The following is a 17,269-nucleotide window of genomic DNA, read 5'->3' as shown; positions in this document are numbered from 1 at the left end:
CACGACACCACGGCGCCCGGGGATCTCCGGGTACCGCCACGCGGGGCGCACGACGGTCGCGGCGGACTCGTGCACCCACTTCTGCAGCGCCAGCTGGTCCTCGGCGAGGTCGAACGGGACGGCCGTGGAGGCGGACTCGACTATCGGAGGGGGCGGATCGTCGTGACGAGGTGCTCGGTGCCGGATCCCGCGTTGCGGACGGCGGCATCCCAGCCGCCGTCGGCCCGCGCCGTCGACAGCGTGACCGTCGAGGGCAGGAACAGCGGCTTGCGGAAGCCGACGTCGACGGTGAGCGCGTCCGGCAGCCGGTTGGCCACCGCCGCGAGCACCCGCGCCTTGACCCACATGCCGTGCGCGATCGCCCGCTTGAAGCCGAACGCCTTGGCGGTGAGGCCCGTGAGGTGGATCGGGTTCACGTCGCCGGAGACCGCGGCGTAGCGGCGACCGGCGTCGCCGGGGACCTGCCAGGTGGCGGCCACCCGGTCGAGGTCCCCCACGACGACCGTCACATCGGAATCCGGAGCGCCCGCGGGGGCCGTCGCTCCCCGCGCCAGGTACGTGGACCTGCCGCGCCAGACCTCCGCACCTCCGGCCGACACCGAGGCGCACAGGTCGACGGTGGCCCCGCTGCGGTGCGCGGCGAACCGCTCGGCCCACACCTCGAGGTCGAGCACCTCGCCGGTGCGCACCGGGCGCAGCACGTCGATCCGGTTACGCACGTGCACCAGCCCGGGCAGCGCCAGCGGGAAGGACCGGTCGCTCATCAGCGCCGTCTGCAGCGGGAAGGTGAGCACGTGCGGGTACGTGGCCGGGAGCGTGTCGGCGAGCGGGAACCGGCAGACGCGGGCGTAGGCGGCGAGGTTCGCCGGCTCCACGGTCACCCCGGTGCGCGCCAGCCGGGTGTCGGGCAGGTCGCCGCCCCGGCCGCGCGCGGTGAGCGCGGCCCGGGCGAACAGCGCCGCCATGCTCGGCGGCTGCTCCAGCACGGTGCGGGCCACCTCAGGCTCCCAGCATCGACTGGCCGCAGACCCGCACCGTCTGCCCGTTGACCCCCGCGCTGCCCGGCTGCGCGAGCCAGGCGATCGTCTCGGCCACGTCGACCGGCAGCCCGCCCTGCTGCAGCGAGTTGATCCGCGATCCGATCTCCCGGGTGCCGAAGGGCATCTTCGCCGTCATCTCGGTGACGATGAAGCCCGGGGCGACGGCGTTGATCGTGGCGCTGCGGCCGGCGAACTCCGGCGCCCAGGCCCGCACCATGCCGATGACACCGGCCTTGCTGGCGGCGTAGTTGGTCTGCCCGCGGTTGCCGGCGATGCCCGACTGCGAGCTGACGCAGACCACCCGCGCGCCGGCGTTGAAGACGTCGCCGTCGAGCAGCGCCCGGGTGATGTCCAGCTGCGCCTGCAGGTTCACCGCCATGACCGAGTTCCAGCGCGCGGCGTCCATGTTGACCAGCAGCTTGTCGCGGGTGATCCCGGCGTTGTGGACCACGACGTCGACGCCACCGTGCCGCTCGCGCAGGTGCTCGACCAGCCGCTGCGGGGCGTCGGGAGCGGTGATGTCCAGCTGGAGCGCCGTTCCGCCGATCTCGTTGGCCACCTCGGCCAGCGTGTCGCCGGCTGCCGGGACGTCGACGGCGACGACGTGGGCGCCGTCGCGGGCCATCACCCGGGCGATCGCAGCACCGATGCCCCGCGCCGCGCCGGTGACCACGGCGACCTTGCCGGCCAGCGGCTTCTCGCCGTCCTCCCCGGTGGGCACGTCGGCCGCCGAGAGGGTGAGGAGCTGCCCGTCGACGTAGGCCGACCGGCCGGAGAGGAAGAACCGCAGCGGGCTGCCCAGCGAGCCCTCCGCGCCCTCGGGGACGAAGACCGCGTTGGCCGTCGACCCGGCGCGGAGCTCCTTCGCGATGGACCGGACCAGCCCGTCGACCGCCTGCCGGGCCGCTGCCTGGGCCGGGGAACCGGCGTCCGACGGCGGGTCGGTCAGGATCAGCACCCGGCCCGAGGGCCGCAGCCGCTTGATCGCCGGGGCGAGGAACTCGTGCGCGCCGGCCAGGTCGGCCGGGCCGGCCAGCCCGGTGGCGTCGAGGATCACCGCGCCGAGCTTCTCGCCGTCGGTCGAGCCGTCGGCAGCCATCGGGGACAGCACGGGGATTCCGGCGTCCCGGAGGACGGCCGAGACCGTGTCGTTCAGCCGGCCCGCACCGGCAGAGCCGACGACCGCCGGGCCCGGCAGCAGCGGCTGCCCGGGCTCGTAGCGGCGCAGCTCGACCGGGCGCGGAAGTCCCAGCTGCTTGGTGATCGTGGTGCCGAGGCCGGAGTTGGCGAAGTTCGTGTACCAGTCAGCCACGAGGGACTCCTTCCGAGATGGTGGGGGGCGGCGGAGCCGCCCGGTTCCCCACCGGAGGTGCGTAGGTCAGGTGGTTGGGCGGCGGAGCCGTCCCGTTCCCCACCGGAGGTGAGTGGGTCAGGACTCGAGGATGGCGACGACGCCCTGGCCGCCGGCGGCGCAGATGGAGATCAGGCCACGCTTGCCGGGGCCCGCCTCGTGCAGCTGCTTGGCCAGCTGCGCCACGATGCGGCCGCCGGTCGCGGCGAACGGGTGCCCTGCGGCCAGCGACGAGCCGTTGACGTTGAGCTTGGCCCGGTCGATGGAGCCCAGCGGGGCGTCCAGCCCGAGCTTCTCCTTGCAGTAGCCCGGGTCCTCCCAGGCCTTCAGGGTGGCGAGCACCGTGGAGGCGAACGCCTCGTGGATCTCGTAGAAGTCGAAGTCCTGCAAGGTCAGCCCGTTGCGGGCCAGCAGCACCGGCACCGCGTACACCGGCGCCATGAGCAGGCCCTCGCCGCCGTGCACGTAGTCGACGGCCGCGGTCTGCGCGTCGACCAGGTGGGCCAGCACTGGCAGCCCCTTGGCCTCGGCCCACTCGTCGGAGGCCAGCAGCACCGCCGACGCGCCGTCGGTCAGCGGCGTGGAGTTGCCCGCGGTCATGGTGGCGTCGGGGTCGCCCTTGCCGAACACCGGCTTGAGCTTCGCCAGCTTCTCCACGCTGGAGTCGGGCCGCAGGTTGTTGTCCCGGGCCAGCCCCAGGAACGGCGTCACCAGGTCGTCGAAGAAGCCGCGGTCGTAGGCGGCGGCCATGGACCGGTGCGAGCGGACGGCGAGCTCGTCCTGCTCCTCGCGGCCGATCTCCCACTCCTTGGCGGTGATCGCCGCGTGGTCGCCCATGGCCAGGCCGGTACGCGGCTCGGCGTTGCGCGGGATCTCCGGCGCGATCATGCCCGGGCGGATCCGCGCCAGCGCCTTGAGCCGGTCCTGCACCGTCTTCGCGTTGTTCAGGGAGATGAGCACCCGGCGCAGGTCGTCGCTGACCGCGAGCGGGGCGTCGGAGGTGGTGTCGACGCCGCCGGCGATGCCGGACTCGATCTGCCCGAGGGCGATCTTGTTGGCGACGAGGGTCGCCGCCTCCAGCCCGGTTCCGCAAGCCTGCTGCACGTCGTAGGCCGGTGTCGTGGGCGACAGCTTCGAGCCGAGCACCGCCTCGCGGGTCAGGTTGAAGTCGCGGGCGTGCTTGAGGACGGCACCGGCGACGACCTCGCCGACCGACTCGCCCTGCAGCCCGAACCGGGCGACCAGCCCGTCGAGCGTGGCGGTGAGCATGTCCTGGTTGGACGCCTGGGCGTACGCCGAGTTGGACCGCGCGAACGGGATCCGGTTCCCGCCGACGATCGCCGCCTTACGGGTAGCAGGCTTCGCGTTCTCAGCCATGGGGACCTCCGGGGTCGGGGAAGTGGCCGGTACCAACAGTACCCGGTACCGTGGGTCCCGTGAAAGTCGAGGCGACGAGGCCCACTGGAGGAGAGGCTGTTGCGGCCGTCCGGGACCGGCGCGACTCCCGGTGGGACGAGCACCGCCGCGCCCGCCGGGCCGCGCTGGTCGATGCGGCGGTCGTCGCCGTCGGCAAGCACGGCGCCGGCGTCGGCATGGAGGAGATCGCCGCCGAGGCGGGGACCAGCAAGACCGTCGTCTACCGCCACTTCGCCGACCGCAGCGACCTGCACGTCGCCGTCTGCACCCGGGTGGCCGAGCAACTGCTGCCCACCCTGCGCGCGGCGATGGAGGCGTCCGACCAGCCCCGCGAGATGCTCGGCGGCGCCGTGGAGGCCTACCTGGCCTTCCTGGAGGCCGACCCCGAGCTCTACCGCTTCGTCGTCCACGGACCACCGGGCTCGGTCGACGCGGCCGACCCGATCACCGGCCTGTCCGACCTCGTCGGCGACCAGGCGGCCGCCGTCCTGGCCCCGGCGCTCGAGCAGGCCGGCCGGGATCCGGCCACCGCCGCTCCCTGGGGCCACGCCGTCGTCGGCCTGGTCCGCGCCGCCGCCGACTGGTGGCTCCGCGCGGGCCGCCCCACGCCGCGCCGGGAACTCGCCGCCCACCTCACCGAACTTACCTGGGCCGGACTCTCCGGCGTCGTCACCACCGAACCCCGCAAGGAGGACCTGTGACGAGCACCCTGCCCCCCACGGTCGACCCGGCCCGCCTCCAGGAGGCGCTCGACGGCCGCTGGGCGCACGTGCGCCGCGACGCCCGCGAGAACCTGCACGACCCGGAGATGCTCCCCGTCTACGGCGAGACGATGGCCGAGGCCCGCGAGCGGGTCACCCGCATGACCCGCACCCTCGCCGAGTCCGGCCGCGTGACCCTCGGCTTCCCCAAGGAGTTCGGCGGCGAGGCCGACGCCGGCGGCTCGGTGACCTCGATCGAGATGCTCGCCTTCGTCGACCTCTCGCTCATGGTCAAGGCCGGCGTGCAGTGGGGGCTGTTCGGCGGCGCCGTCCAGCTGCTCGGCACGCGCCGGCACCACGAGGCCTACCTGCGCGACATCATGAGCTACGACCTGCCCGGCTGCTTCGCCATGACCGAGACCGGCCACGGCTCCGACGTCCAGCAGCTGCGCACGACCTGCACCTACGACCCCGCGACGCAGACGTTCGACCTGCACACCCCGCACCAGGCCGCGCGCAAGGACTACATCGGCAACGCGGCCCAGGACGGGCGGATGGCCGTCGTCTTCGCGCAGCTGGTCACGCAGGGGAAGAACCACGGCGTGCACGCCTGGCTGGTGCCCATCCGAGACGAGGACGGCAACCCGATGCCCGGCGTCACCATCGGCGACGACGGCCCGAAGGCCGGGCTGCTCGGCGTGGACAACGGCCGGCTGACCTTCGACCACGTCTCCGTCCCGCGCGACATGCTGCTGGACCGCTACGGGCAGGTCGCCGAGGACGGCACGTACACCTCGAGCATCGAGAACGAGACCCGCCGCTTCTTCACCATGCTCGGCACGCTCGTGCGCGGCCGGGTCAGCGTCGGCGGCTCGGCGGCGTCGGCCACCAAGCTGGCCCTCGACATCGCCGTCCGGTACGGCAACGCCCGCCGCCAGTTCGCCGCCCCCGGCGAGGAGCGCGAGATCGTCATCAACGACTACCTCGTGCACCAGCGCAAGCTGCTGCCCGCGCTGGCGAAGACCTACGCGCTGCACTTCGCCCAGGCCGAGCTGGTGAGCACGATGCACGACGTCCAGACGGCGGTGCACGAGCACGGGCAGCAGATCGACGAGCAGGCCCAGCGCGAGCTGGAGTCCCGCGCCGCCGGGCTCAAGGTGGCCCAGACCTGGCACGCCACGAACACCATCCAGATGTGCCGCGAGGCGTGCGGCGGTGCCGGCTACCTGCAGGAGAACCGACTGCCCCACCTCAAGGCCGACACCGACGTCTTCACCACGTTCGAGGGCGACAACACCGTCCTGCTCCAGCTGGTGGCCAAGGGGCTGCTCACCGGCTACCGCGACACCTTCGGCTCGCTCGACGGCTGGGGCCGGATCGGCTTCGTCGCCGACATGGTCCGCGAGACGGTGCTGGAGCGGACCGCCGCCCGCGCCCTCATCCAGCGGCTCGTCGACGCCGTCCCCGGCCGGGACGACGAGGTGCCGATGCTCGACCGCGGCTGGCAGCTCAAGATGTTCGAGTTCCGCGAGAAGCACACGCTGGAGGGGGCGATCCGGCGGCTGCGGAAGAACTCGACGACCCCCGGCATGGCCCCGTTCGACATGTTCAACGACGTCCAGGACCACGTGCTGAAGACCGCGCGGACGCACATCGACCGCATCGTCCTCGAGGCCTTCGTCGAGGGCGTCGACCGCGCCACCGACCCCGACGTCGGCACGCTGCTCGACAGGGTCTGCGACCTCTACGCGCTGTCGACGATCGAGGAGGACAAGGCCTGGTTCCTCGAGCACGGGCAGCTGACCCCGGGCCGGGCCAAGGCCCTGACGGCGACGGTGAACGGCCTGCTCAAGGAGCTGCGGCCGCACATCACCACGCTGGTCGACGCCTTCGCCATCCCGGCGGGCTGGAAGGCCGCGGCCATCCTGGAGGAGGAGCCGGGCCGGCAGGAGGCGATGGCCGCCCGCGACGCCGAGCTGCGCGCCCGGCACGGAGGCGGAAGCCCCGAGGGCACCGCGACCGACCTGGACGTCCCACCCGGCCAGTGAAGGACCGCCCTTCCCCCCACGCCTGCTCGGCTCGGCGTGGGCCCTGGAGGGCGACCGTTCCAGCCCGTGACCGGGCTCACCCGGTGGGCGGGGACGGGACGTGCTGGCCGCACGTCGGCCTCTGCTTCCCCACGGAAGCAGAGACCGACTGCGCGCCGACCCCTCGGGCCGCGGTCCGGCCGGCGACCGGAGAATGAGCGCCCGTGGAGATCCTGGCCGCGGCCGAGACCCTGCGGGTACCGGCCGCGGTCGACCTCGCGGCCATCGTCATCGGCGCCCTGACCGGCGGCCTGCTCGCCGCCCGCGAGGGCTTCGCCGTCTCCGGTGTCCTGCTGCTGGCGGTCAGCGGCGGGCTCGGCGGCGGACTGATCCGCGACGTGCTGCTCGCCGAGGGCCCACCGGTCGCCCTCACCAACCAGGCCTACCTGCCCACGGTCGCCATCACCGCCGGCGTCACCTTCTTCTTCTCCGGCTGGCTGGCCCGGCTCACCGGCCTGCTGGTGGTGCTCGACGCCGTCACCCTGGGCTTCTTCACCGTCATCGGCGCGCAGAAGGCTCAGCTCGCCGGCCTGCCCAGCGCCTCGGTGGTCTTCATCGGCACGCTGACCGCCGTCGGCGGGGCGCTCATCCGCGACATGCTGCTCGCCCAGCGCGCCGACATCATCGGGCCAGGCCCCTACAACGCCGTCGCGGCGCTCATCGGCGCGACCGCGCTGACCGTCCTCGCCGGCCCCCTCGGCCTGGACCCGATCCCGGTCGCCGCCCTGGTCATCGCCCTGGTGGCGGCGCTGCGGGTGCTGTCGGTGTGGCGGGGCTGGGAGGCGCCGGTCGCCGTCGACCTGCCCGGCCGCACCCGCAGCCGGCTGCTCCGCCGGCGGGAACGCATACCGCACCGGCGCCGGGCGGGTGCGGCGCTGTTCCGTCGCACGCGCCGGGGCTGACGCCCGCGTCAGTCCTCGGGCACCAGCCGGACGGCGAGGACGGCGACGTCGTCCTCGGCGTCGGGGAGGAACATCTGCTCCAGGACCCGGTCGCAGAGCTGGTCCAGCGGCAGCCCGGCGCACTCGCCGAGCACCTCCAGCAGCTGCTCGGTGCCGCTGTCGATGTCGCGGTCGCGCCGCTCGACCAGCCCGTCGGTGTAGAGGAGCACCGTCGAGCCCGGCGCGAGGACGGCGACGTGGTCCTCCCGCACCGTCTCCGGCGCCACCCCGAGGAGCAGGTCGGCCTGCTTGCCGTCGAGGAGCACCACGCTGCCGTCGGAGGCCAGCAGCGCCGGCGGCGGGTGCCCCGCGTTGGCCCAGCGCAGCCGCATCCTGCCGGCCTCGTCGTCGGGCTCCGGCTCGAGGTGGGCGACCAGCGCGGTCGCCATGGTGTCGAGCGCCAGCCCCTGGACGGCGCGGTCGAGCTCGCTGAGCACCTCCGCCGGCGAGCCGCCGCTGGAGTAGCTGATCCCGCGCAGCAGGCCGCGGACCTGGCCCATCGCCGCGGCCGCGCGGGTGTCGTGGCCGACGACGTCGCCGATCGCGAGCACCGTCGCGCCGCCGCGCTGCAGGAAGGCGTCGTACCAGTCGCCACCGATCTCGGCGCCCTCCGCGGCCGGCACGTAGCGGACGACGATCTCGCAGTGCTCGGGCTGCGGCGGCTCGGTGAGCATGCTCCGCTGCAGGGCGTCGGCCAGGTCGCGCTGCTGGCCGTAGAGCCGCGCCTGGTGCAGCGCCACACCCGCCCGCCGGCCGATCTCGACGGCGGTGTCCACCTCGGCCTCGCTGAGCGCGCCCCGCTCCTCACGGGTGAACAGGCCGAGGGCGCCGAGCCCCTGCCCACGGGCGACCAGGGGCACCACCACCCCGGAGGTCGCTCCCAGCCGGGCGAACCGCTCCCGGGCGCCGGCGTCGGGCAGCGCCCGGGTCACGTCCTCCCAGTCGATGACCGACAGGACCAGGGGCTGGCCCGAGCGGGTGACCCGTCGGGCGGCGGACCGCTCGCTCATCGTGGCGATCATCGTGGCGACGTACGCCTCGACCTCGAGGCACCGGGCAGGGTCGCGGTGGTTGCTGGCGACGTCGTACAGCCGGCCCTGCTCGTCGGTGACCACGATCCAGCACCAGTCGGCGAGATCGGGCACGACCAGCTTCGCCAGGTGCCCGATCTGCTGGTCGATGTCGAGGGTCCCCGAGAGGACCCGGCCCGCGTCGGCGAGCAACCGCAGGCGCTGGTTGGCCTGGGCCATCGCCGCCACCGCGGCGCCGCGCTCGGCGTCGGCCTGCAGCCGCGAGACGCTCAGCGCGATCTGGGCGGCCAGCGCTTCGAGCACCTCGACGTCGTCACCGGCGAACCGGTGGTCGGTGTTCCAGACCGCCACGAACGTCCCCAGCACCCGCCCCTCGACCCGCAGCGGCAGCGCGGCCACCGCGCGCAGGCCCAGCAGCTCGACGACCGGGGCGACCGCAGGGAAGCGGGTGACCGTCTCGGCGTGGTCGTCCAGCAGCAGCCGGCGCCCGTGGCGCGCCACGTGCTGGGCCGGCATCGCGTCGTCCATGGGCAGCACGACGCCGTCGGCCAGGCTCATCTCCGGATGCCCCTGCTGCACCGCTTCGAGGAGGTTGCCGGTCATGTGCAGGCGCAGCGGGCCGTCGGCCGAGTCGAAGATCGCCAGCGCGCTGGACTGCGCGCCGAGCACCTGGGCGCCACGCATGACCACGTCGGCGAGCTGGTCCAGGCGGGCGGCGTTCGCCAGCTCCGCCGCCACCTCGGCGATCGCGGCGGCGCGCTGCACCGCGCTGAGGCGCTCCTGGGCCTGCCCGCGCGCCTCCGTGATGTCCACGGCCGTGCCCAGGACCCGCGCGGCCGCCCCTGTCGCGTCGGCCACGACCCGGCCGCGAGCCAGCACCCAACGCACGCTGCCGTCCCCGCGCAACGCCCGGAACTCCACCAGGTAGTCACTGCCCGTCTCGACGGCGTTCCGCATGGACTCGTCGATCGCGGCGTGGTCGTCCGGGTGCACGTGCGTGGCCAGGACGTCGTCCAGCGAGTTCAGCTCCATCGCCGAATCCATGCCGAAGATGGCCGCGCACCGGTCGTCCCAGTGGATGGCCTCGGTGCGCAGGTCACGCTCCCAGATGCCGACCGAGCTCGCCTCCAGCGCCACCTCGAGCCAGGCCCGTGACGTGCCGACGGCCGACTGGGCCGCGGAGAGCTCCAGCTCGGCGACGACGGAGGCCGCCAGCTGCTCGAGGAGCTCCGTCACGTCGTCGGACCACTCGCGCGGCTCGGGGGCGTAGACGGCCAGCGCCCCGACCACCTGCCCGGAGGCAGCCCTCAGCGGCGCCCCGAGGTAGGACAGCACCTGCCCCGACGTGACGGCCGGCAGCTCGCGGACCCGCTCGTCGTCGGCGGCCGACGGGATGACCAGCGGCCGGCCGGTGCGCACGGTGATCGCCGACAGCTCCCCGGTGAGCAACCCGGGGCCCCCCACCACGCCGGCCGGCAGGCCGTGCCCGCCGACGACGACGTCGTGGTCGGTGAACAGGGTGACCTTGGCGTGGCCGACCCCCATCACCCGCGCGGTCAGCGCAGAGAGCCTGTCGAACGCCGCCGGACCGGGCACCTCGAGCAGCAGCCGCCGAGCAGCGGCGATCCGCAGCGGATCGGCGAGCGGGTCGTCCCCCTGCGAGCCCGTGGGGGCGGCGGAGGCGAACGTGGCCACGCACCCCTCCGCCCGGCTCCCGGCGCCCGGTCGGGCGCGCACCAGAGCACATGCTGGCACGGCCGGTCCGACGGATCGAGGCGGGCGTCCAGGTGGAATCCGTCTGCCCTCTCATCCCGAGGGGTGACGCGCCGGAACCGCGGTCAAGCTGCGCGGCCGCCGGGCCGATGCCCCCACCATGCTCGGCACGCGCACGGCCCGTCTCCCGGATTGCCGGCCGCTGCTCGCCGACGCCGACGACCTCACCCTGGTCTTCCAACCGATCGTCGACCTCGCCGCCGCCACCGTGGTCGGCTACGAGGCGCTGGCCCGCTTCCCCGGTACCGCCGGACCCGACGTCTGGTTCGCCGCCGCCGCCGAGGCCGGCATCGCCGCCGAGCTCGAGGCGCTGGCCGTCCACAAGGCGCTCGCCGCCGTCGACGCGTTGCCGCCCGACACGTTCCTGACCGTCAACGTCAGCCCGCACCTCCTCGGGTCCGCCGTCGTCCGGGAGGCCCTCGCCTGCCGGGGCGACGACCTGCACCGGGTGGTCGTCGAGCTCACCGGGCACACGCAGGCGGCCGGCCTGGAGTGCCTGCGCCGGGAGACCGACGCGCTGCGCGAGCGGGGCGCGCTGATCGCCCTCGACGACGCCGGCAGCGGCTGCTCCGGCCTCCAGCACCTGGCCGCCGTCCGGCCGCAGCTGGTCAAGCTCGACCGTGCGCTGGTCGCCGACGTCGACGGTGATCCCGTGCGCATGGCGCTGGCCGAGGTGATCGGCGAGCTCGCCGGCCGGCTGGACGCCTGGCTGCTGGCCGAGGGGGTCGAGACCGCCGCCGAGCTGGCCGCCGTCGCGCGGCTCGGCGCACCGCTGGCCCAGGGCTGGCTGCTCGGCCGCCCGGCGCCCGAGTTCCGCCCGCTCGACCCCGACGTCGCCCGGCTGGTGCGCACCCAGGTGACCCGCGCGCGGCCGACCGACAGCGTGGCCGGCCTCATGCGCCCCGTCCGGCAGTGCGCGCTGGGCGAGGAGCTGCCCGGCGTCCCCCCGGCCGTGCTGGTCGGCCCGCACGGGGAGCCGGTGTCGCTGCTGCTGGCGGACGCCCGCACCGGTGAGGTCCACACCGCACCGGTGTCGCTGAGGGTCACCCCCTCCACCGACGTCGGCGACGCCCTCTCCCGGGCCCTCACCCGACCCCCCGCCCGGCGCTTCGACCCCGTGATCTGCACCGACCCGGCCGGCCAGGTGCTCGGGCTGCTGCGGATCGAGGACCTCGCGACGGCCGGCCGCGCCGCCCGCTGACGCCGGCCTGCGGGCAGGTGTGACGCCCGGGACCGACGGGTCTGCTGCGGGCCTCCGGAAGGCCCCCGCTGGCGGGACCTGCGGGCAGCATGGCACCGTGCCCTCCGGCTCGGCCTCCCGCGAGACCGGGCGGCCGGTGCACCGCACCCGTGCCGACATCGGGGAACCCCGCCCGCGCTCCGCGCGTCAGGGTGAGGAGCCGGCTGCGTGCCGAGACCACGGCACGCGCCACCGCCTACGGAAGGAAACACATGAACAAGGCCGAACTGGTCTCCGCCATCGCCAAGCGCGCCGACGTCCCGGCCTCGACCGTGGACTCGGTCCTCGCCGGCCTGCAGGACGAGCTCGTCGACGCCATCACCCGCGGGGAGAAGGTCGCCGTCTCGGGCCTGATCACCGTCGAGCGGACCCAGCGCTCCGCTCGCACCGGCCGCAACCCGCAGACCGGTGAGTCGATCGACATCCCCGCCGCCAACGCCGTCAAGGTGACCGCCGGCTCGAACCTCAAGAAGGCCGCCAGCTCCGTCCCGGTCTGATCGCGCGCCGTGTCCGCCGCCGGGCGGGCGCCCCGACCCCGTGTGCCCGGGCTCACAACGACGTGAGTCAGGATGCCGGTCGAGGCGTCGCCGGCGGCGGACGACGTCCGGGACCCGGAGGTGTGCGTGAGCGAGGAACTGCAGGTGGGCACCGACCCGGCCGAGGTGGGCATGGACCCCGCCCGCCTGGGACGCATCGACGACCGGCTCGCCCGCTACGTCGACGACGGCCAGCTACCCGGCTTCCTGGTGACGGTCGCCCGCCACGGCAAGCTGGTGCACGTCGGGCGCTACGGCTCCCGCGACGTGGAGAACGGCCGCCCCGTCGAGGTGGACACCCGGTGGCGCATCTTCTCGATGACGAAACCGGTCACCTCGGTGGCGGCGATGATGCTCTACGAGGAAGGCGCCTTCCAGCTCGCCGACCCGATCGCGCGGTGGCTGCCGGAGTTCGCCGAGACCCGCGTGTACGTGGCCGGGTCGGCGATGAAGCCGGTGACCAGCCCCCAGGTCGAGCCGATCAGGATCTGGCACCTGCTGACCCACATGTCGGGGCTCACCTACGGCTTCCACCACGCGCACCCGGTCGACGCCATGTACCGCGCGATGGGCCACGAGTGGGGCACGCCCCCGGGGACGGACCTGGCCGAGGCGTGCCGGCAGTGGGCGTCGGTGCCGCTGGTCTTCCAGCCGGGCAGCGAGTGGAACTACGGCGTCTCCACCGACGTGCTCGGCCGGCTGGTGGAGGTCGTGTCCGGGCTGTCCCTGGACGAGTTCTTCGAGCAGCGCATCTTCGCCCCGCTCGGCATGCGGAACACCTCCTTCGGCCTCCGCGAGGGTGACGACCCCGACTCCCTGGCCCGGCTCTACGCCGCCACCCCGGGGCAGCCCGGGGGCGCCGCCACGGGGTTCGCCCCTCTCGACACCATGGGGCAGGCGGCGCTGAGCAAGCCGGCGTTCCTCTCCGGCGGCGGCGGGCTGGTCTCCACCGCCGGCGACTACCTGCGGTTCCTCGAGATGCTCCGCCGCGGCGGGTCCTACGACGGCGGCCGGATGCTCGGGCCCCGCACGCTGGCGCACATGGTCCGCAACCACATCCCCGGCGGGCAGGACCTGGAGACCTTCGGCCGGCCGCTGTTCGCCGAGACGCCGCTGCGCGGGGTGGGCTTCGGCCTCGGGTTCTCGATGGTGATCGACCCGGCGCGCTACGGCGTCGTCTCCAATGTGGGCGACTACAGCTGGGGCGGGGCGGCCTCCACGGCGTTCTACGTCGACCCGGTGGAGGACGTCACCGTCAGCTTCTACACGCAGCTGCTGCCCTCGAGCACGCTGCCGATCCGCAACTACCTGCGCTCCCTGGTCAACCAGGCCATCGTCGTCTGAGGGCCGCGCCTCCTCGGCCGAGATCGGCGATCTCGCCCCCATCAGCACCGTGATGGGGGTGAGATCGCCGATCTCGCCGGGGAGTGCCGGGGCTACCGGGGAGTGCCGGGGCTACAGGTAGCGGCGGTAGACGACGGTCGCGACCATCGCCGGCTTGGACCCGCCTTCGATCTCGACGGTGACGGCGAGGTTCATCTGCACGCCGCCGTCGAAGGGGGTCGCCGCCTCGAGCGTCGCCCCCGCCCGCACCTTGGCACCCACCGGCACCGGCGAGGGGAAGCGCACCTTCTCGGTGCCGTAGTTGACCCCCATCCGGAAGCCGGTGATCTCCACGATCTGCGGCATCAGGGAGGGCAGCAGCGACAGCGTCAGGTAGCCGTGCGCAATCGGCCCGCCGAACGGGCTCTCCTTCTTCGCCCGCTCCGGGTCCACGTGGATCCACTGGTGGTCACCGGTCGCCTCGGCGAACTGGTTCACCTGCTCCTGCGTGATCGTCACCCAGTCGCTGTAGCCCAGGTGCTGCCCCACCAGGCCCTGGACCCCCTCGACGCCCTCGGCCGTCGTCTGCGCCATCTGCTCTGCCTCCTCGTGCACGACTACGTTGGCGAACTCCACCACACACCACGATGGGACGGAGAGCGGGTTGCTGCGACTGGGGGCCCTCGACGTGCCCGACGGACGGTTCGTGGTCATGGCGATCGTCAACCGCACCCCGGACTCCTTCTACGACCGCGGCGCCACCTTCGAGCTGGCCGCCGCCGTCGAGCGGGTGGACCGGGTCGTCGCCGAGGGCGCCGACATGGTCGACGTCGGCGGGGTCAAGGCCGCGCCCGGTGAGGAGGTCTCCCCCGCCGAGGAGGTGCGCCGGACCGTCGACCTGGTGGCCGCGATCCGGGCGGCGCACCCGGCGCTGCCGATCTCCATCGACACCTGGCGGGCGGAGGTGGCGCGGGAGGCGCTGGCCGCCGGCGCGGACATCGTGAACGACGCCTGGGGCGGGGTGGACCCGGCGCTGGCCGCGGTGGCCGCCGAGGCGGGGGCCGGGCTCGTCTGCACGCACGCCGGCGGGCTGCCGCCGCGCACCCGGCCGCACCGGGTGACCTACGCCGACGTCGTCGCCGACATCGTCACGCGGACGACGGCGCTGGCCCAGGCCGCCGTCACCGCGGGGGTGGACCGCGAGCGGGTGATGATCGACCCGGGCCACGACTTCGGGAAGAACACCCGGCACTCGCTGGAGGCGACCCGGCGGCTGGGCGAGCTGGTCGGCACGGGGTGGCCGGTCCTGGTCGCGCTGTCGAACAAGGACTTCGTCGGCGAGACCCTCGACGTCCCGCTCGAGCAGCGGCTCACCGGCACCCTGGCGGCCACCGCGGTGAGCGCCTGGCTGGGCGCCCGCGTGTTCCGCGTGCACGACGTCGCCGCCACCCGGCAGACGCTGGACATGGTCGCCTCCATCCAGGGCACCCGGCCGCCGGTGCGCACCGTCCGCGGCCTCGCCTGATGATCAGGGTCACCTGATCGTTCTGGTTCCTGGCTCAGGGTCGACGGTGAGCGAGGAACCGGCGCGGTGAGCCAGGAGGCCAGGCGGTGCCCGACCACGGTCCGCACCGCGGGGTCGCAGCGAGAGGTGCGGGGGCGCCTCGCTAGGTTTCCAGCCATGTCCGCCACCGGGTTCCTGACCGCCGACGAGCTCAACGCCCTGCTGCCGGGCACCTTTCCGGGACTGCTGGGGATCGTCGTCGACAGCCACGAGCCCGGGACGCTGACCTCGCACCTGGACATCCGCACCGAGCTGCTCGCGCCGAACGGCTACCTGCACGCCGGCACGGTCGTCACGCTGGCCGACACCAGCTGCGGCCTGCCCACCCGCGCGCTGCTCCCCGAGGGGTCGACCGGCTTCACCACCATCGAGCTGAAGAGCAACCACCTCGGCACCGCCCGCGAGGGCCGCATCGCCTGCACGGCCACCAACGTGCACGCGGGGCGGACGACGCAGGTCTGGGACGCCGTCGTCAGCAACGCCGCGACCGGGAAGACCATCGCGCTGTTCCGCTGCACGCAGTCGGTGCTCTGGCCCCGCTGATCGGGCGAACCCGCCGGTAACCCCCTTGTGAGCGGGGACCCGGCGGGTGTGAGACTGGCGCCACACACCCTGCGAGGAGGAACGACCCGTGGCGCTGTCCAGCCCGTATCCCGACGTCGAGATCCCGAACGTCTCCGTCCCCGAGTTCGTCCTGGCGGCCGGCCGGGAGAAGCCCGATGCACCGGCGCTGATCGACGGCCTCAAGGGTGACGTCATCACCCACGGCCAGCTGGCCCAGTACGTCGACCGGGTGGCCGCCAACCTGCACGCCCGCGGCCTGCGCAAGGGCGACGTCGTCGCCGTCTTCTGCCCGAACACCCCCTGGTTCCCGGTGGTGTTCCACGGCATCGCCGCCGCCGGCTGCGTCATGAGCCCGATCAACTCGCTCTACACGCCCGACGAGATCGCCTTCCAGCTCAAGGACTCCGGCGCGAAGATCCTCATCACGATCTCGCTGTTCCTGGACCGCGCCACCGCGGCCGTGGAGAAGTCGCCGCTCGACGAGGTCATCGTGCTCGACGGCGCCGAGGGCCACGCCAACCTGTTCGACCTGCTCGGCGCCGACGCGCCGTCGGTCCAGGTGGACATCGACCCGGCCAACGACCTGGTCACGCTGCCCTACTCCAGCGGGACCACGGGGCTGCCCAAGGGCGTCATGCTCACCCACCGCAACCTGGTGGCCAACGTGACCCAGTGCCTGCCGCTGCTCCGGACGGGTGCGGACGAGCGGATCATCGCCGTCCTGCCGTTCTTCCACATCTACGGCCTGACCGTGCTGATGAACCAGGGCCTGGCGCTGGGCGGCGCCGTGGTGACCCTCCCCCGGTTCGACCTCGAGGACTTCCTGCGCACCATCCAGGACTACAAGATCACCCGCGCGTTCGTCGCGCCGCCCATCGTCCTGGCGCTGGCCAAGCACCCGATGGTCGACCAGTACGACCTCTCGTCGCTGACCTCGGTCCTGTCGGGCGCGGCCCCGCTGGACGAGCAGCTGGCGCTGGCCGCCCAGGAACGGCTGCGCAAGGGCGCCGACACCGGCGTCAGCGTGGCCCAGGGCTACGGCATGACCGAGCTGTCCCCGGTCTCGCACACCACCCCCGACGTCGACGCGCAGCCGCCGGGCGTCTCCATCGAGGTGCCCAAGGGCTCGGTCGGCTTCGCCATCCCCAGCACCGAGTGCCGGCTGATCGACCCGGGCACCGGGGAGGACGCCGCCCCGGGCGAGCGCGGTGAGCTGTGGGTCCGCGGCCCGCAGGTCATGAAGGGCTACCTCAACAACCCCGATGCCACCGCCGCCACCCTCGACGCCGACGGCTGGCTGCACACCGGCGACGTCGCGGTCGTCGACGAGAACGGCTGCTACACCGTCGTCGACCGGGTCAAGGAGCTGATCAAGTACAAGGGCTACCAGGTGGCCCCGGCCGAGCTCGAGGCCGTGCTGATCAACCACCCGGAGATCGCCGACGCCGCGGTCATCGGCGTGCCGGACAAGGAGAGCGGCGAGGAGCTGCCCAAGGCCTTCGTCGTCCGCGCCCCCGGCTCGGAGCTGACCGAGGACGCCGTCATGGCCTACATGTCCGAGAAGGTGGCCCCGCACAAGAAGATCCGGTTCGTCGAGTTCATCGAGACGGTGCCGAAGTCCGCGGCCGGCAAGATCCTGCGCAAGGACCTCAAGGCCCGCGCCTGAACGCACTTCCGGTGAGGGACCGGAGCGGCTGGGCGG

At 73.7% G+C, this 17,269-nt stretch carries 14 protein-coding genes; 9 read left to right on the top strand and 5 right to left on the bottom strand.

Annotated elements, in window-relative coordinates; all coding sequences use genetic code 11:
* Positions 1-140 precede the first annotated feature (140 nt).
* The 3 genes from ABC795_RS00990 to ABC795_RS00980 form a co-directional block, all read right to left on the bottom strand.
* Positions 141-998, bottom strand: coding sequence for a MaoC/PaaZ C-terminal domain-containing protein (locus ABC795_RS00990; RefSeq protein ID WP_347058943.1), 858 nt, complete (start codon positions 996-998; stop codon positions 141-143).
* 1 nt (position 999) lies between these two features.
* Entirely contained in the window at positions 1,000-2,352 is a 1,353-nt protein-coding gene (locus ABC795_RS00985; protein WP_347058942.1) for a 3-oxoacyl-ACP reductase, read from the bottom strand.
* A 117-nt stretch (positions 2,353-2,469) separates the two neighbouring features.
* Entirely contained in the window at positions 2,470-3,768 is a 1,299-nt protein-coding gene (locus ABC795_RS00980) for an acetyl-CoA C-acetyltransferase (RefSeq protein ID WP_347058941.1), read from the bottom strand.
* Positions 3,769-3,827: 59 nt separating this feature from the next.
* Here ABC795_RS00980 and ABC795_RS00975 point away from each other — a divergent pair, with 59 nt between their 5' ends.
* The 3 genes from ABC795_RS00975 (at position 3,828) to ABC795_RS00965 (ending at position 7,497) form a co-directional block, all read left to right on the top strand.
* A complete protein-coding gene (locus ABC795_RS00975; RefSeq protein ID WP_347058940.1) occupies positions 3,828-4,508 on the top strand; it encodes a TetR/AcrR family transcriptional regulator in 681 nt (226 codons plus the stop codon).
* Entirely contained in the window at positions 4,505-6,556 is a 2,052-nt protein-coding gene (locus ABC795_RS00970) for an acyl-CoA dehydrogenase (protein ID WP_347058939.1), read from the top strand. The genes ABC795_RS00975 and ABC795_RS00970 overlap by 4 nt, the downstream gene beginning before the upstream one ends.
* A 203-nt stretch (positions 6,557-6,759) precedes the next feature.
* Positions 6,760-7,497: a TRIC cation channel family protein gene (locus ABC795_RS00965; RefSeq protein WP_347058938.1), complete on the top strand. Its 738-nt coding sequence runs from the start codon at positions 6,760-6,762 to the stop codon at positions 7,495-7,497.
* 8 nt (positions 7,498-7,505) lie between these two features.
* On the opposite strand, the gene ABC795_RS00960 is transcribed toward ABC795_RS00965, so the two are convergent.
* Positions 7,506-10,262, bottom strand: a complete 2,757-nt coding sequence (locus tag ABC795_RS00960) for a SpoIIE family protein phosphatase (protein ID WP_347058937.1) — start codon at positions 10,260-10,262, stop codon at positions 7,506-7,508.
* Between the two features lie 178 nt (positions 10,263-10,440).
* Here ABC795_RS00960 and ABC795_RS00955 point away from each other — a divergent pair, with 178 nt between their 5' ends.
* From ABC795_RS00955 to ABC795_RS00945, 3 genes are all read left to right on the top strand, one after another.
* Positions 10,441-11,541 (top strand): EAL domain-containing protein, encoded by a 1,101-nt coding sequence (locus ABC795_RS00955; RefSeq protein WP_347058936.1) that lies wholly within the window; start codon positions 10,441-10,443, stop codon positions 11,539-11,541.
* Between the two features lie 89 nt (positions 11,542-11,630).
* Entirely contained in the window at positions 11,631-12,077 is a 447-nt protein-coding gene (locus tag ABC795_RS00950; RefSeq protein ID WP_347058935.1) for an HU family DNA-binding protein, read from the top strand.
* Between the two features lie 126 nt (positions 12,078-12,203).
* Positions 12,204-13,460 carry a serine hydrolase domain-containing protein gene (locus tag ABC795_RS00945; RefSeq protein ID WP_347058934.1) on the top strand — a complete coding sequence of 419 codons (1,257 nt, stop codon included), beginning with the start codon at positions 12,204-12,206 and terminating at the stop codon, positions 13,458-13,460.
* A gap of 111 nt (positions 13,461-13,571) precedes the next feature.
* Here ABC795_RS00945 and ABC795_RS00940 read toward each other — a convergent pair whose 3' ends face one another.
* Complete coding sequence (locus ABC795_RS00940; protein ID WP_347060665.1) at positions 13,572-14,033, bottom strand: MaoC family dehydratase; 462 nt, start codon at positions 14,031-14,033, stop codon at positions 13,572-13,574.
* Positions 14,034-14,103: 70 nt separating this feature from the next.
* On the opposite strand from ABC795_RS00940, the gene folP reads away from it, so the two are divergent.
* From folP to ABC795_RS00925, 3 genes are all read left to right on the top strand, one after another.
* On the top strand, positions 14,104-14,964 hold the full coding sequence (gene folP, locus ABC795_RS00935) for a dihydropteroate synthase (protein ID WP_347058933.1): 861 nt from the start codon (positions 14,104-14,106) through the stop codon (positions 14,962-14,964).
* A 156-nt stretch (positions 14,965-15,120) separates the two neighbouring features.
* A complete protein-coding gene (locus ABC795_RS00930) occupies positions 15,121-15,546 on the top strand; it encodes a PaaI family thioesterase (RefSeq protein ID WP_347058932.1) in 426 nt (141 codons plus the stop codon).
* Between the two features lie 88 nt (positions 15,547-15,634).
* Positions 15,635-17,233: a 4-coumarate--CoA ligase family protein gene (locus ABC795_RS00925; RefSeq protein WP_347058931.1), complete on the top strand. Its 1,599-nt coding sequence runs from the start codon at positions 15,635-15,637 to the stop codon at positions 17,231-17,233.
* The last annotated feature ends 36 nt before the right edge of the window (positions 17,234-17,269 follow it).

Source organism: Blastococcus sp. HT6-30 (assembly GCF_039729015.1).
Taxonomy (GTDB): Bacteria; Actinomycetota; Actinomycetes; order Mycobacteriales; family Geodermatophilaceae; genus Blastococcus.
Note: the sequence above shows the minus strand (reverse complement) of the source record. Positions and strands in the feature narration are given on the sequence as shown.